This is a genomic window from Blautia sp. CGZ-1-C1 (assembly GCF_056504575.1).
This window is the reverse complement of sequence record NZ_JBWLUT010000154.1, coordinates 1-14,637: the sequence shown is the minus strand read 5'-3', so window position 1 is coordinate 14,637 and position 14,637 is coordinate 1. Positions and strand designations below refer to the sequence as shown.

Here is a 14,637-nt window from a genome sequence, read left to right as displayed (position 1 = left end):
AGATGAGTATATTGCTTATCAGAAAAATACGGAAACCACAGATATGAGCATCGATGCACGCCTGGAAACAGATAACTATGCTGAGACGAAAAAATGGGGGATTACTGCACCTTTCATTACGATGCAGCTGGCAAGGGTGACACGGCGTGACTTTGATGGAAAAATTAATGTTGTTGCTACTGTTGACCAGACAGCATCAAATTCAATTGAAGATGCAATGGCACCCGGTGCAGAAAAACTGATGTGCAGTACCCGACAGGAAATGATGGAAGCTGTCCGTGAGGGTAAAGCAGATGCTGCCTTCGTCGACTATTACATGGCACAGGCGTTTGTGAACAGTGACACTGACGGGCACCATGACATATACTCTGCTGGAACAGCCTACATTCACCTACCGCATGGTAATCTCATCAACTGAGAACCATGCGCTGGCTGGTATTCTGACGAAAGCAAATGTAGGCCATGCCCCAAAATCTTGTTGAAGATTCTTGCAGTACAGTATACCACATACAAAGCAACAGAGCTGACATTAGTTGACTGGATCCGTCTGCATCCTGTTGTTACTGTTTGGGTTCTTCTTATTTTTGGATGGCTGCTGACTACTATGGCTGTGACAATGGGGCGTCTCAGTGCAAGAAAAAAAGCTCAGAAGGCGGCCCAGGAGAAAGCTGAGAAAATGGCGGAACTGGCAGAGCATGCACAGGCTGCAGACAAGGCAAAAACAGCATTTCTGTCACATATGTCCCATGATATGAGGACACCGATGAATGCAATCATAGGATTTACCGGTATTGCAATGAAAAACAATCCGTCAGACAAAGTGAAAAATTGTCTGGAAAAGATTGACGAAAGCTCAGAGCATTTACTGTCGCTGATCAATGATATATTAGATCTGACCCGCATCGAAAGTGGAAAAGTGAATTACAATCCGGTACCGGCGGATGTGAAAAACATTACAGATTCTGCATTGGATATTACAAAAGGTTTTCTTACGAACAGGGATATCAACTTTAAGATTCAGCGTGAAGAAGCAAAGATTCCAAATGTACTTGTGGATCCTGCACGCCTGCGTGATGTGCTGGTCAATATTCTGAGCAATGCCGTGAAATTCACTCCGGATGGAGGGACGATTACATTTGAAGCCCGGTGTCAGGAAAAGGGCGGGGATGGATATATAAATATGCGTTACCGCATTTCGGATACTGGTATTGGCATGAGTGAGGAATTTACAAAAGAAGTTTTTGAGGAATTTGCACAGGAAGATTCCGGTGTGAGAACGCAGTACCATGGAGTTGGACTGGGGATGGCTATCGTAAAGAAGTATGTAGATATGATGGGTGGAACCATTTCCGTGCAGAGTAAAAAGCATGAGGGAACCACATTTACTGTGGATATTCCTTTGGAAATTACAGATAAGGAATGTAATAAGCCAGACACAGGTATTTCTGAAAAGGTGAATCTTACAGGTGTGAATGTCCTTCTTGCAGAGGATAATGAACTGAATGCAGAGATTGCTGCCGTGCAGTTGGAAGAGTTCGGGATGAATGTAGAAAGAGCTGTGGATGGAAAGAATGCTGTTGAGATTTTCAGAAATCATCCGAAAGGTACATTTGATGTAATCCTGATGGATGTCATGATGCCTGAAATGAATGGTTATGAAGCGACAAAAGCAATCAGGGCAATGAATGACAGACCGGATGGAAAAAACATTCCTATTATAGCAATGACAGCTAATTCATTTGCAGAAGATGTTCAGGCATCACTGGATGCAGGAATGAACGCACATTTGTCAAAGCCGATTGTGATTGATGAAGTTATAAAAACGATTATAAGGTATGTATATAATTGATTAGCAGAGGTTCATGAATTAGTGGAATACAATTGACAGGAGGACTAAAATATGACAATGCGAGAGTGCTATGAAGCTATTGGAGGAAACTATAAAGCTGTCCTGGGACGCCTTCACAGCGAAGCACTGATTCGGAGATTTACATTAAAGTTCCTTGAAGACCAGAGTTATCTACAGTTAAAACAGGCATTGGAAAATAAAAATTATGAAGATGCTTTCCGCGGTGCACACACACTGAAAGGGGTTTGCCAGAATCTTTCTTTTGACCATCTGTATGAGGTTAGTAACGAGTTAACAGAACTTTTGAGAGATAGGACCGGAGAGCAGCCGGGGATACCAGAGGCAGTGGAAAAAGTAACAGAAGTATATGAGATGACGATTGAAGAAATTAAGAAGGGACTGTAGCATTAAGTGATGCGACATGACTTTCTGCCTTGAATCAAGTGCTTGGAAGATCATAAAAAAAACGTATTGACATTAAGCAGTACGACTAATGAGAATAAAGTTTTTATCAGGATCAGCCATTTATCGGTTTTCCGCATTTGGTAGTTCTAACTCCCAAGAAAGAAATTATCTGTGAGTTCAATAAATTTATTGGACTATATTTTGTAGGGGCAATTCAAAAGGCGAAAAGAGGGAGATATAATTACAACTCGAAGCTTAATAATAAAGAGATTAAGAAATTGATGATATCTGTACCGGTTACAAATGGGAATGAAATTGATTGTAAATATATGGAAAATACCGTCAGAGAAATGATGAGTGAGAAGATAGCACAGCTGATTACAGAGATGAATCGGTTAACTGGTACTAATCAAGAAGGAGAGGATTAATAATCCTCTCCTTCTTCAATATTATATGATTTTTTCGGAAAATTTTTTACAGTGTTGTCGATCAATGCATCTCCCATACGACTTGGATCGAATGGAATGGCAATAATTGATGTAATCTGTTCACCCTCGCACCAGTTTCGGGCTTTTTCCTTGGCATGATGAGGATCTGGAGCTGTGATAAAAAGAATCTTCCTGTAGCAGGACAGATTTTGGTAGCTTATTGTTTCTACAATCAGTATCCATGTCTTCTTTTTAGCGCTGGATAATTCTATGCCAAATTGCACACTATAACATATAGAACAGGAGGAATGCTTATGACATTGGAACAGGTTGTATTGACAATGATTAATGACAAATTGCTTGATAATGGACAGATTTCCGAAAAACTGCATAGCAGTATCCAGAAAGACATTATAACCTTGAATACGTTCAATACAGTAGTCGCGAAGAATGGAGAACAGATGGACAGTTCAGGTGAATATTGCCAGAGAATCAGTTGATTGGAAAGGAATAACATGGATATTTATGCAACCCGTGAGGAACTGAAATCCCGGCAAAAAAATATATTTGATTTGAAACTGAATGTGGCGTATTATGCCCGAGTCAGTACAGATAAGGATGAACAGAAAACCTCTATTGAGCATCAGTGGACTTTTTTTGAACAACTGATTTCAGATGTAAAGAATTGGACGCTTGTAGATGGTTATATAGATGAAGGAATTTCAGGTATTACAGTAACCCACAGAGAGGAATTCCAGAGAATGCTTCAGGATGCAAAAGCTGGAAAAATCGATCTTATCATCACTAAAGAGATTACCCGTTTTGCCCGAAACGTATTAGATAGTATACGATATACAAGAGAACTTCTGGACTGTGGAACTGCTGTCTGGTTCCGGAATGATAATATCAATACATTAGATGAGGATTCGGAACTCAGGCTGTCAATCATGTCTGGTATTGCACAGGAAGAAAGCAGAAAACTTTCAAGTCGTGTGCGTTTTGGTCATGCAGAATCCATACAGAATGGTGTGGTTCTTGGTAATTCACATATATATGGATGGGACAAGCGAAACGGAAAATTGTTTTTGAATCCTGAAGAGGCAAAAATGGTACAGCTTATTTTTGAAAAATATGCCTTAGGAAACTGGTCTACCCATTCACTGGAACAATTTTTATGGGAATGTGGATATAGAAATTATAAAGGGGGAAAGATTGACAGCCATGTGATTGCAAATATCATCCGAAACCCTAAATATAAGGGTTACTATGTGGGCGGAAAAGTAAAAATAGTTGATCTTTTTACTAAGAAACAAAAATTCTTGCCTGAAGATGAATGGGTGATGTATAAAGACGATGGTACCCATGTCCCTGCAATTGTGGATGAAAAACTGTGGGAAGATGCAAACAGGATTCTTGAAGAAAGAAGTAAAAATATCAAATCGAAAAAAACTTCTTATAAGCAGGACAATCTTTTTACCGGCCTTGTACATTGTGCGGAAGATGGAGCTGCATATTGGTTGAAAGTCAGAACTGTCCGCGGAAAAGATGCAAAGACCTGGGTATGCAGTCATCGCATAAAACAGGGTGCAGTTTCCTGCAGATCCAAACCGGTAAAAGAAGAAATCCTGCTTGAGATGATATCGGATGTTTATAACAATCTGGCTCAAAGCAATAAAAGTATATTGCACAAATATCTGGAACTTTATGAGAAAGAGCTTAACAAAACAGAAGGAACTGAAGAAAAAATTGACAACATACAGCATGAAATAACAGTACTGGAACAGAAGAGAGATAAGTTGTTGGATTACAATATGGGCGGATACATTTCTGATACGGAATTTTTAAGCAGAAACAAGACTTTTACACAGCAGATTACAGAGAAAAAAGCGGATACTGGAGCAATTGAAAAGCATGAAACCTCTTTCAAAAACAGAATTGTTAGATCAGATGGGTAGAATACTAGACTATGCAAAAGAGTACTCCTACGTAAAAACCAAAGATATCACCAGAGCTATGATAGAAAGTACAATCAGTAATATAGAAATAACTCCGGTTAATGAAAAGAAAGCAGAAGTGATGATCATATTTAAAAGTGGAAGTCTGCACAGTTCTCAGTCTGTTATTCCGGCACTGGGACAGGAAAAAACTTATACTACAGAGACAGGGTATGAGTATGTTGTGCATTCAGGGACTTCGATGTAGATATTGTACTTATATATGGAATTGTTCTGCGGAGGTTACGAAAAATAAAAAGTAGTGAATATTTCAGTTTGAAACAATATATAAAACAGGTGTAAGACATGGCAAATACAAAAAAAAGATGGACAGCCGACGAAATCGAAATATTAAAAAGATACTATCCCGCAGAAGGAGATCAGGTCTGTGAAAGATTATCTGGAAGAACTGCAAAAAGCTGCAGGATTCAGGCATCAAAAATGGAAATATCCAAAAATATTTCATCTTCAGCAATTGTACAGAATGATGGTAAATATATCAGGTTATGGACAGAGGCAGAAGATAAAATACTCAGGGAGTATTATGCTGCGGAGGGCAGTAATGTTCGTTTTCGTTTAAATCAGAGGTCTGCAGAATCCTGCAGAGGAAGAGCTTCTGCATTAGGACTTACTTATTCCGGGGCAAACAGAAAATGGAGCAGCAACGAAGATGAAATTCTGAGAAACTATTATCCAACAGAAGGTGCTGAAGTTCAGAAAAGACTGAAGGGAAGATCAAAAGAGGCATGTAATAAAAGAGCTGCCAAATTAGGTCTCTGCACACAGGGAAGAAAAGAATGGACTGCAGAAGAAGATGAAATTATAAGAACATATTACAAAGCGGAAGGCAGGAAAGTAGCAGAACGATTGGAAGGGAGAACGATGACTGCCTGTCAGTCCAGAGCTAAGTACTTAAATGTCAGATCAGACAATAACAGACTTCCATGGACACAGGAAGAGGATGCGATCATTACCCGATATTATGAAGAAAAAGGTGCCGGGTATGTGCATACTCTCATTCCTGAAAGATCTCCTCAGGCATGCAAATACAGAGCGATGATTCTGGGATTAAGTAGGAAAAACAATGATCCATGGACAAAAGCCGAAGAGAAGATACTGAAGAAATACTACCCGGTTGAGGGTAGCAATGTTTGTAAACGTCTGAATAACCGTACCAGAAATGCCTGTATCAGCAAGGCAGCCCAATTACACCTGCAATATGGAATGCCTATGTATAAAGGACCTGTGTTGGATGAATGGATCATACTGGCAGTGAAACAGGGAATCACAAAAGTAAAACAATCTATGACATACAGTGAGATAACCTTTAAACTCGGAAAACTCCCTGAACTGTATTTGAAACTGAACTGTGATGAAACCGGGAGATTCAGAGTTTCTGAGAATTCTGTTCTTTTGGATGAAAAAGAATATGACAGACAACAGGTTGAGAATCTTGTGGTTACAATGGGGCTTCAGATAGAAGAAAACAAAATTATTTTAAACAGCAGCGAAGAAGAGATAGAAGATGATATTTTCAGACTGATAGTAGGATGTTACCTGATTTATTTCATGCATTATTTTATGGAATTGCTATAGTTGCGGAGTATTATGTACGGAATAAAGGAAGAATGTTAAAAAAGGTGAATTTGAATTCACTTTTTTCGATACTCTTCCTTTTTTTGTATCAAATATAAGAGCAGGCATCATATGCTATGATGGAATGAACCTGTGCAAACAGGATAGGCTTGATGCCTGGGGCAATCTTTGGATTGCCTTTACATAGTATCCGTTTTCAAAAAATAAAATATTTTGTGCTTTTGAAAGTGATATCTTGCATATACTATTAGCAGACAGTATAATAAGTACATCGAAGCAGTTTCAATAAATGAAAAATCTTAAACTTTTGAAAGCGAGTAACGATATGAAAATAATTACAAGAGCAAAATATCTCAATAGAATCATTGAATTAGAATCATTGAATTGAATGGTACTCCTGACATCAAGATCATCACAGGCATTCGTCGATCCGGTAAGTCCAAGCTCATGTATTTCCTTTCAGCTTTCAGGAATATTGCCAATATTATGATGATGTTACTGATAAAGATAAGCTCTTTGATGATTACGCTATCCAGGGTGGTTTGGCAGGTTCTTACGCTTACAGAACCGAAAAAGACAGAACAAACTATATCAAAGAGGTCTACGAAACGATTGTTACAAGGGATTTGGTGCAGAAATATTCGCTCCCGGACACTTTGGTTTTACAACGTCTGAGCGAATTTCTTATGGATAATATCAGCAACCTGACTTCTCCTAATAAGGTCAGTCAGCTGCTGACAGCAAATAAGACTGCGACCAATCATGTAACTGTCGGCAAGTACATTAAGTATTTGTGCAATGCTTTTGTATTTTATGATATTAAGAGATACGACATCCGAGGCAAGAAATACCTGGAAAGCTCTGAAAAGTTCTATCTTTGTGACAGTGGCATTCGATATGCAATACTGGGAAGCAGAAATATGGGTTATGGCAGAGTATATGAAAACATCGTTTGCATCGAGCTTCTTCGCCGTGGATACGATGTCTATGTCGGCAAGCTCTATCAAAAGGAGATCGACTTTGTTGCTCAGAGAGGCAGCGAGAAGATCTATATTCAGGTCAGCGACAACATTTCCAATCAGGAAACGTTTAAGAGAGAATGCTCTCCTCTGCTTCAGATTCGAGATGCTTATCCGAAAATGATTATTGCCAGAACCAAACATCCAAAATATAGTTATGAAGGAATCGAAATTCATGATATAGCCGATTGGTTGCTACAAGAATAAACAAGGCAAAATATCTCCGTCATTCTCTTTTGAAATGATGGAGATGTTTTTATCTGAGATATAGTAGAAAATCCCATTCGACGTTAGTCGTGAGTTCTTCACGTAAAAGGAATTAAAGTAAAAGCGCGTGTTTATTATGCAGATTCGGCGGCTTTTAAAGATAGACTTGCTTCTTTCATTCCCAAACCCGCCTCCTATAAAGAAAGTCCGTTTTATTCTATAGAAGCTTGGAATGCCAATGCAAATGATCAGAAACAAGGTTTTGCATATTATACGTATGGAGCTGGCGGTTCTATCAAGGAGTTTACATATGTAAATGAAAAAAATGTATACCGGACAACTGACGGAGGAAAGACCTGGTATGAGAAGTGATTTTGTGAAGCAATTCTACAGAACTGTACTTTGAGGAATACGACCTGGATGCGTTCGTGGAAAAACTGGAACGGCTGTATCCGCGGATCCACTACGTGAACAAGCTTATGACATACAGTTGGGGACAGAAGGTTGTCCGGTTCTATGATCCGGATGGAAATCTGATCGAAGTGAGGACGCCTGCTTAAGTGTTGATCAAATACAAAATATAAAGGCATCAGTCGATAAGCTGGCTGGTGCCTTTTGGAGATAAAATAATTCTGTTCGGATTGAAAATATGAACCGGATTTTTCTTTTTTTTAATATTTTATTATTCAGAAAATTTATCACTGTAACGAATATGCATATCTTCCCAATCCATGAACAATACATAAAATACTCTTCCGTATTGCTGGCTTTCTACGATTCTTCCATGGTCAAGTACAGAAAGGTAAGTTCCGTCAGCTTTTCGAAGATGAAAGTGAATATAGTCATTTTCATTGCCGCTGTCGATCTGTTTCCAGATGCTTGTTTCTATCTGTTGCTGCTCATCTTTGCGGATCAGATTGCGGAACCTTTTTTGAGTAAGTCTGAATAATTCATCCATGCTTTTATAACCAGTCATATGAAGAAATTCGTGGTTTGCATAAAAGAGCTCATCGTCTTCCTTGTCTGCTCTATATATGATAAATGCACCTGGAAGGTGTTCGGAGATATCTTTAAGCGCAAATCCAAGCTGTTTGCGGGCTCCTGACTGGAGACCTTTTCGGTAAGCCATACATCCATTTTTTCCATGAAGCTTTATTTCATAAAGGGCAGCATCTGCACAGCGCATGAGCTGTGAATGGCTGGATGCAAATGTTGGATATTCTGCATATCCAAGAGAAATATAAAATGCATGTTCCTCATTATGATATGAGAATATTTTTGGGAGTTTGGTGAATTGCTGTAGCTGTACATCTGCCTCTTCAAAGGTACAATTTGGTAAAAGAATGCAGAATTCATCACCACCATTTCTTCCAAGTAATGCATCAGATGGAAAAAATGCTTTCATGCTGTCGGCAAGAATCTTTAATGCTCTGTCTCCGTAACTATGTCCATAGATATCATTGATAAACTTAAAGTCATCGATATCAAGGAGCGCAGCTACAAAATGTGCTTGTGGATTTTTAGAGATCATTTTTTCTGCTAATTCATCAAATCCATAACGATTATAAATATTCGTAAGAGAATCTGTGCGTGCCAGTATTTGATATTTATTCTTGTGTTCTTTTGCTACCAGCCATACCCTGGTAAGCACTGACAGAAGAAGGCTTATAGTGAGAAACATTCCGCTGATAATTATCAGTAGTGTGTTATTTCTCCATCCAACTTTCGGAGTAATCTCAAGTTTCCAGTTTTCATGTCCTATAGTAAAAGTGTAAGAAACCGGATGATTTATTTGATCATCTGACTGATAAACTACTTTATAATCATCACTCCATGGAGTAGCTGTTTTTAAAATTTTATATTCATATCCAAAATTCAAAAGTGCACTGATTGCATCTGAAAAAATATCCGGAACACGCAGGATGACAATGGTAAATCCCCAGAAATACTCTTGTCCGCGTTTATCTTTCAGGTAGACCGGATTGCGGACGGCAATTCCATAACCGCCCTGTTTTAATTCGAAAGACCCCTGTGTAATAATTGTATGATTATCTCTTGCGTAACAGGAAATCTCTTTACGTTCCTTATCATGGAGCAGATCAATCTTACCTGCCTTATTTCCTTCAGCCGGATAAATATCTGTTACAATACCATTGGGAGCGAGCTGCATGCTTTCAATGGAATCAGACATCAGATTTTTGGCAATTGTGTCAAACTGATGAAATTCACCATTTTCACTGATTATGACCTGCTCCAAAGTATCCGTAATTTCAATTCCATCTGTAATTTCATTCTTAATGCGTTCACCGTAGGTGGTTGCGTTTAATTGTGCCATTGTGTGTCTCTGTTTTTTTTCATGGGTGTCTGTTATGTATACAATTAAACTAACAAGGCATATGCCCAGTAAAAAAATGATAAGAGGCACAAGTGTTTTCTTTTTCACTTGGTTTACCTCATTTATTCATGGAAATTTTCATAATAAAGCATTATATCACGGAAGCCGAAAAACGGAATAAGTGTTCTGAAAAAAAGACAATATTTTTGCTTTAAAGAGTATTTTCGTTTGTAATTTGTTCTGTAAGAATTCGCTCCCTATTAAATGTTAACTAAATGACATTGAACGTCTCTTTTGGTCTCTTTTCGGTCTCTTTTTTAGAACCTTGTATTCTCAAGGTTTCTGTACTATAATGAAGCTCGTAAAGAGATTGTTATATTAAAAATAATGATTTGATTTTCTTCTGAATAATCAGATTATTTTCCATCAACGCAAAATTCAGGGAAAGTTGTTCTGATACTATTATGAAGAAAATGATCGAAGCCCAGGAAAGACAGATGTCCAGCGGATCCGGTTCTCAGGGTGGCCAGCAGTACTAAAAATGACGTTATAATATAACGGAACTTTATCGCCTGATTATGACGGAATAATTGCTTCGTAAATTATTATTACGTTCATAAAAACTATATACAAAAGAAAAAATGCCGCTTTATTTCTGTTCTATACTCTTATAGCAATGGAAATAAGGCGGCATTGTGTTGTTGTCACTTAAAAGTTGTTTCATAGAACCTGGTATGGCAGAGTTATGGTAGAACGTCTCGAGGGATTCTGCAGTGAGAATGACTGGATACGTGCTTACAATGAAATGAATGAATTTGAGAAAAAACTCAAGGACTGTGGCGCAGTTATTATTAAATTCTGGGTTCAGATTGATAAGGATACACAGCTGGAACGTTTCCGGGAAAGACAGAATAATCCGGAGAAACAGTGGAAGATCACAGATGAAGACTGGCGAAACAGAGAAAAATGGAACGCATATGAAGTTGCAGTAGATGAAATGCTTCAGAAAACGAATACTTCCTTTGCGCCATGGCATGTGCTGGAATCTGTTGACAAAAAATACGCCCGTATTAAGGCACTTAAAATCGTAATCAGTGAGATTGAGAAGGCGTTAAAAGATAAGTAGATAAAAAACTAAATTTGTCTGACCAATTCGCCATAAGTACCAGAATATCAGGTTTTGCAAGGATAATTTATGGTAGATTTTAGCATATACATCCACTTCCTTTTTGAGTATAATGAAACTAAAATGATCCATTATGAATACTCAATGACATCATGGCAATGTAGGACAGGAGGAACCGAGATGATTATTACAATTGCAAGACAATGTGGAAGCGGCGGACATGAGATAGGCAGAGAGCTGGCTTCCAGACTGGGAATGGAACTTTATGACAGAAAGAAACTGGAAGAAGAAGCCAGAAAGCTTGGCAAATATGATGAGAATAAAGAATTTTTCCAGGAGAAAGCGGTAAATAGTCTGCTGTACAGCATAGCGGTAAGCTATGGAGACAGCAACCCGATGGAGAGATCCTTTGAGCTTGTGCGTGAACTCACAAAAGGAAAATCAGCAGTGATCATTGGCCGTTGTTCGGGTGCGGTATATGAAAAAGATCCTGAAGCGACAACGATTTTTCTTCATGCAGACAGAGATTGCCGTATTGAGCGAATCATGAAGCGTGACAATATTTCCAAAAAAGAAGCTACGCACACGGTAAAGGAAGTGGATGAAAAAAGAGCATCATTCCATAAATTCTGCACCGGAAAAGCATGGGAAGATACCAGCCAGTATCAGTTGTCCATTGATACCGGAAAGATTGCTATTTCTGACGCAGTTGATATAATTATAAATTATATTCAGGCGAAATCAAAGTAAGTGTGGCTGTCAGAGTAACCGGTAAATGTTATAAAACATGAAATGAAACAATAAGTATATGTCGCTTTATTGATAATCATATTTTTTATGATGTCAGAAATAAAGCGACATTATTTTTATATCACAGGAAATAAGTTCAGCTGCTGTTTATGCATCGTTATCCAAGTGATTTGTAAGTCATCTGGGAAGGAAGAATTTCCAGGAAAATATTAATAAATTATGAATTGTGTATATTTTTCAAGTTTTAATTGCGTTTTATTTAGTGCTTTGTTATAATTACACTTAGAATTGCGAAGAATTGAAAGAATTCGCAAAATAAACGGGAGAATCGGAGAGGAGAAACTATGAACTTAGGTATAATCGCACATAACAGTAAAAAAGTACTAATAGAAGATTTCTGCATCGCTTATAAGAATATACTTGCCAAACATGAGGTCTACGCGACAGGTACAACGGGACGAAGAATTGAAGAAGCGACAAGCCTTCATGTGCATAAATTCCTTGCCGGCAGTATTGGTGGAGACAAGCAGTTTATGGAGATGGTAGAACGTCAGGATCTCGATATGGTCATCCTGTTCTACAACCCAGTTATGATCGATCCAAAAGAACCGGACATTACAAGTATTGTAAGAAGATGCGACCAGTACAATATTCCTGTAGCGACAAACATTGCCACTGCAGAACTTCTTATTTTAGGACTCGCAAGAGGAGACCTGGATTGGAGACTGAATCTTAAATGAGAGTAATCGCAGGAAAAGCCAGAAGGCTTAATTTAAAAACAGTTCCAGGTATGGATACAAGACCTACTACAGACAGGATTAAAGAGACTTTATTTAACATACTTCAGCCGGAACTTCTGGATTGCCGTTTCCTTGATCTTTTTTCAGGAAGTGGTGGAATTGGTATCGAAGCACTGAGCAGAGGCGCTTCTTATGCAGTATTTGTAGAGAAGAATCCAAAGGCTGCAGCATGCATCAGAGAAAATCTTACATTTACAAAACTGGCAGAAGATGGTAAACTGCTGAACATGGACGTGCTGCAGGCATTGCGTTCCCTTGAAGGAAAAGGTGCTTTCGATATAATCTTCATGGATCCGCCATATAATAACGAACTGGAACGTCAGGTGCTCGAATATCTCAAGGACAGCACAGTTGCAGATGAGAATACGCTTATTATAGTAGAGGCAGACCTTCAGACTGATTTCAGTTATGTGGAATCTCTTGGTTACAGACAGCTGCGTTCAAAAGAGTATAAGACAAATAAGCACGTATTTTTAGAACGTGCATGATGGAGTTACTGTCAGCAATAAAGTGAGCAGTGACTGTTTTTCATGCATACGTGCCAGAGGAAAGAGAGAGTAAGAAACACATGAAAATAGCAGTGTACCCAGGCAGCTTTGATCCGGCAACTTATGGTCATCTTGATGTGATAAAGAGAGCAGCAGTATCTTTTGACAAGGTGATAGTAGGTGTTTTACACAATTCTTCAAAAAGTCCGTTGTTTTCTGTAGAAGAACGTGTTAATATATTAGAAAAGGCAACTTTAGATATTCCGAATGTTGAAGTGAAACTATTTGAGGGATTGTCCGTAAATTTTGCCAGAGAGAATCATGCTCAGGTGATCATACGTGGGCTTCGTGCGGTTACTGATTTTGAATATGAGCTTCAGATGGCTCAGACGAATCGTGTGCTTGCACCGGATGTAGATACTGTATTTCTGACTACAAGTCTGGAATATGCTTATTTAAGCTCTACGATATTGAAAGAAGTTGCTCATTTTGGCGGCGACCTGAGTAAATTTGCACCAAGAGAAATAACTGATGCAGTCATTGAGAAGCTTCATCGCACAGCAGATGACAAATAGGTTATTGTTCATATACGAAAGGACAGTAACACAAATAGAGAAGATTAAGGAGATATTATACTATGAGCAGCAGAATTGAACAGATTATCGGTGAAATCGAGGAATATGTAGACAGCTGTAAATTTCAGCCGCTGTCAACAACCAAGATTGTTGTAAATAAAGAAGAAATCGAAGAACTTCTGAGAGAACTCCGTCTGAAAACTCCGGATGAGATCAAACGTTATCAGAAGATCATTAACAATAAAGATGCTATCCTTGAGGATGCACAGTCCAAAGCTGATGCTCTGATCGCAGATGCACAGGCAAGAGCTCAGGAACTGGTAACTCAGCATGAGATTATGCAGAAAGCATATGCACAGGCAAACGATACAATCAATGCAGCTAACAAGCAGGCACAGGAGATTCTGGATTCTGCAACACAGGATGCAAACAGCATCCGTCTCAGTGCTATCACTTATACAGATGATATGATGGCAAATATTGGCAGCGTCCTTAACACAACATTAGAGGATGCCGGTGCCAAATATAAGACATTTATTGATTCTCTGCAGAGCTGTCTTGATGTTGTTAATCATAATCGTCAGGAACTTGCACCTCAGACAGCACAGGCAGCAGCAATCACAGGTTCTTACCATGATGACGACAGCAAAGATGACGATGACGATCTTTTAGATGATCTGGGAGAGAACTAAGATTAATTGAATAATATTAGGGCCAGGATATTTTCCTGGCCTTTTATATTTTACATTATAAATATTAGTGTTGTTTTTTTGAAATTGTCTTTGGCAATTTTTATGTGGAAGTTCTTCTAAAATGTCTTTTGGTATAGCAAACAACTTGTTATAGACACTAGAGCGTGTTTGAAAAATCATTCCCGCAATCTGCACGCCCCACTTTGCGGTATATTTTGCCCTCATTCGGTTGGCGTAGCCCGCTACGCCGCCCTCATTCAGGCGAAATCTCCCACAAATTGTGACGCACATCTTGCAGAAAGCATTTTTCAAACACGCTCTAGTAATCAGAATGTATTTACAGAAAATAATATAACAGGCAGTAAAGGATAAA

The 14,637-nt window shown here is 38.6% G+C and carries 16 protein-coding genes and 4 pseudogenes; 17 read left to right on the top strand and 3 right to left on the bottom strand.

Going from position 1 to position 14,637, the window contains the following annotated elements; translation table 11 throughout:
• The 4 genes and pseudogenes from AC058W_RS14435 to AC058W_RS14420 form a co-directional block, all read left to right on the top strand.
• Positions 1–418: type 2 periplasmic-binding domain-containing protein (locus AC058W_RS14435; protein WP_479390234.1), on the top strand; the 418-nt coding region annotated here is incomplete at its 5' end.
• A gap of 57 nt (positions 419–475) precedes the next feature.
• Positions 476–1,849: an ATP-binding response regulator gene (locus AC058W_RS14430; protein WP_479390233.1), complete on the top strand. Its 1,374-nt coding sequence runs from the start codon at positions 476–478 to the stop codon at positions 1,847–1,849.
• A gap of 51 nt (positions 1,850–1,900) precedes the next feature.
• On the top strand, positions 1,901–2,254 hold the full coding sequence (locus AC058W_RS14425) for an Hpt domain-containing protein (protein ID WP_117844453.1): 354 nt from the start codon (positions 1,901–1,903) through the stop codon (positions 2,252–2,254).
• Positions 2,255–2,367: 113 nt separating this feature from the next.
• Positions 2,368–2,682 (top strand): annotated as a pseudogene (locus AC058W_RS14420) (restriction endonuclease subunit S); the annotation flags it as partial.
• Here AC058W_RS14420 and AC058W_RS14415 read toward each other — a convergent pair.
• Complete coding sequence (locus tag AC058W_RS14415) at positions 2,679–2,966, bottom strand: hypothetical protein (RefSeq protein WP_118609857.1); 288 nt, start codon at positions 2,964–2,966, stop codon at positions 2,679–2,681. The pseudogene AC058W_RS14420 and the gene AC058W_RS14415 overlap by 4 nt on opposite strands.
• A gap of 30 nt (positions 2,967–2,996) precedes the next feature.
• Here AC058W_RS14415 and AC058W_RS14410 point away from each other — a divergent pair, with 30 nt between their 5' ends.
• The 6 genes and pseudogenes from AC058W_RS14410 to AC058W_RS14385 form a co-directional block, all read left to right on the top strand.
• Positions 2,997–3,182: a hypothetical protein gene (locus AC058W_RS14410; RefSeq protein ID WP_243098526.1), complete on the top strand. Its 186-nt coding sequence runs from the start codon at positions 2,997–2,999 to the stop codon at positions 3,180–3,182.
• A 15-nt stretch (positions 3,183–3,197) separates the two neighbouring features.
• A complete protein-coding gene (locus tag AC058W_RS14405) occupies positions 3,198–4,637 on the top strand; it encodes a recombinase family protein (protein ID WP_479390232.1) in 1,440 nt (479 codons plus the stop codon).
• Positions 4,630–4,884, top strand: coding sequence for a hypothetical protein (locus tag AC058W_RS14400; protein ID WP_479390231.1), 255 nt, complete (start codon positions 4,630–4,632; stop codon positions 4,882–4,884). The genes AC058W_RS14405 and AC058W_RS14400 overlap by 8 nt, the downstream gene beginning before the upstream one ends.
• A gap of 98 nt (positions 4,885–4,982) precedes the next feature.
• Entirely contained in the window at positions 4,983–6,272 is a 1,290-nt protein-coding gene (locus tag AC058W_RS14395; protein WP_118590814.1) for an SANT/Myb-like DNA-binding domain-containing protein, read from the top strand.
• A gap of 289 nt (positions 6,273–6,561) precedes the next feature.
• A pseudogene (locus AC058W_RS14390) lies at positions 6,562–7,498 on the top strand (ATP-binding protein).
• 380 nt (positions 7,499–7,878) lie between these two features.
• Positions 7,879–8,058: pseudogene (locus tag AC058W_RS14385) on the top strand (VOC family protein); the annotation flags it as partial.
• A 122-nt stretch (positions 8,059–8,180) separates the two neighbouring features.
• On the opposite strand, the gene AC058W_RS14380 reads toward AC058W_RS14385, so the two are convergent.
• The gene (locus AC058W_RS14380; RefSeq protein ID WP_243100933.1) at positions 8,181–9,833 is read right to left on the bottom strand and encodes a diguanylate cyclase domain-containing protein; all 1,653 of its coding nucleotides are present in this window, start codon (positions 9,831–9,833) and stop codon (positions 8,181–8,183) included.
• Positions 9,834–10,548: 715 nt separating this feature from the next.
• On the opposite strand from AC058W_RS14380, the pseudogene AC058W_RS14375 reads away from it, so the two are divergent.
• From AC058W_RS14375 to AC058W_RS14350, 6 genes and pseudogenes are all read left to right on the top strand, one after another.
• Positions 10,549–10,959 (top strand): annotated as a pseudogene (locus AC058W_RS14375) (phosphate--AMP phosphotransferase); the annotation flags it as partial.
• 180 nt (positions 10,960–11,139) lie between these two features.
• Positions 11,140–11,709, top strand: coding sequence for a cytidylate kinase-like family protein (locus AC058W_RS14370; RefSeq protein ID WP_117676397.1), 570 nt, complete (start codon positions 11,140–11,142; stop codon positions 11,707–11,709).
• A 344-nt stretch (positions 11,710–12,053) separates the two neighbouring features.
• A complete protein-coding gene (locus AC058W_RS14365; RefSeq protein WP_008702973.1) occupies positions 12,054–12,449 on the top strand; it encodes a methylglyoxal synthase in 396 nt (131 codons plus the stop codon).
• On the top strand, positions 12,446–12,997 hold the full coding sequence (gene rsmD, locus AC058W_RS14360; RefSeq protein ID WP_118136890.1) for a 16S rRNA (guanine(966)-N(2))-methyltransferase RsmD: 552 nt from the start codon (positions 12,446–12,448) through the stop codon (positions 12,995–12,997). The genes AC058W_RS14365 and rsmD overlap by 4 nt, the downstream gene beginning before the upstream one ends.
• An 80-nt stretch (positions 12,998–13,077) precedes the next feature.
• The gene (gene coaD, locus AC058W_RS14355; protein ID WP_118136888.1) at positions 13,078–13,572 is read left to right on the top strand and encodes a pantetheine-phosphate adenylyltransferase; all 495 of its coding nucleotides are present in this window, start codon (positions 13,078–13,080) and stop codon (positions 13,570–13,572) included.
• Between the two features lie 62 nt (positions 13,573–13,634).
• The gene (locus AC058W_RS14350; protein ID WP_117676400.1) at positions 13,635–14,264 is read left to right on the top strand and encodes an ATPase; all 630 of its coding nucleotides are present in this window, start codon (positions 13,635–13,637) and stop codon (positions 14,262–14,264) included.
• Here AC058W_RS14350 and AC058W_RS14345 read toward each other — a convergent pair.
• Entirely contained in the window at positions 14,241–14,525 is a 285-nt protein-coding gene (locus tag AC058W_RS14345) for a DUF6783 domain-containing protein (RefSeq protein WP_334295139.1), read from the bottom strand. The genes AC058W_RS14350 and AC058W_RS14345 overlap by 24 nt on opposite strands.
• On the opposite strand from AC058W_RS14345, the gene AC058W_RS14340 reads away from it, so the two are divergent.
• Positions 14,433–14,636 carry a DUF6783 domain-containing protein gene (locus AC058W_RS14340; protein ID WP_118609859.1) on the top strand — a complete coding sequence of 68 codons (204 nt, stop codon included), beginning with the start codon at positions 14,433–14,435 and terminating at the stop codon, positions 14,634–14,636. The two genes, AC058W_RS14345 and AC058W_RS14340, sit on opposite strands and share 93 nt — an antisense overlap.
• The last annotated feature ends 1 nt before the right edge of the window (position 14,637 follow it).

Bases quoted from the DNA above. Each gene is read 5' to 3' on its own strand.
- AC058W_RS14425 (WP_117844453.1), top strand. From the start codon at position 1,901: ATGACAATGCGAGAGTGCTATGAAGCTATTGGAGGAAACTATAAAGCT.
- AC058W_RS14410 (WP_243098526.1), top strand. From the start codon at position 2,997: ATGACATTGGAACAGGTTGTATTGACAATGATTAATGACAAATTGCTT.
- AC058W_RS14405 (WP_479390232.1), top strand. From the start codon at position 3,198: ATGGATATTTATGCAACCCGTGAGGAACTGAAATCCCGGCAAAAAAAT.
- AC058W_RS14400 (WP_479390231.1), top strand. From the start codon at position 4,630: ATGGGTAGAATACTAGACTATGCAAAAGAGTACTCCTACGTAAAAACC.
- AC058W_RS14395 (WP_118590814.1), top strand. From the start codon at position 4,983: ATGGCAAATACAAAAAAAAGATGGACAGCCGACGAAATCGAAATATTA.
- AC058W_RS14380 (WP_243100933.1), bottom strand. From the start codon at position 9,833: ATGGCACAATTAAACGCAACCACCTACGGTGAACGCATTAAGAATGAA.
- AC058W_RS14370 (WP_117676397.1), top strand. From the start codon at position 11,140: ATGATTATTACAATTGCAAGACAATGTGGAAGCGGCGGACATGAGATA.
- AC058W_RS14365 (WP_008702973.1), top strand. From the start codon at position 12,054: ATGAACTTAGGTATAATCGCACATAACAGTAAAAAAGTACTAATAGAA.
- rsmD (WP_118136890.1), top strand. From the start codon at position 12,446: ATGAGAGTAATCGCAGGAAAAGCCAGAAGGCTTAATTTAAAAACAGTT.
- coaD (WP_118136888.1), top strand. From the start codon at position 13,078: ATGAAAATAGCAGTGTACCCAGGCAGCTTTGATCCGGCAACTTATGGT.
- AC058W_RS14350 (WP_117676400.1), top strand. From the start codon at position 13,635: ATGAGCAGCAGAATTGAACAGATTATCGGTGAAATCGAGGAATATGTA.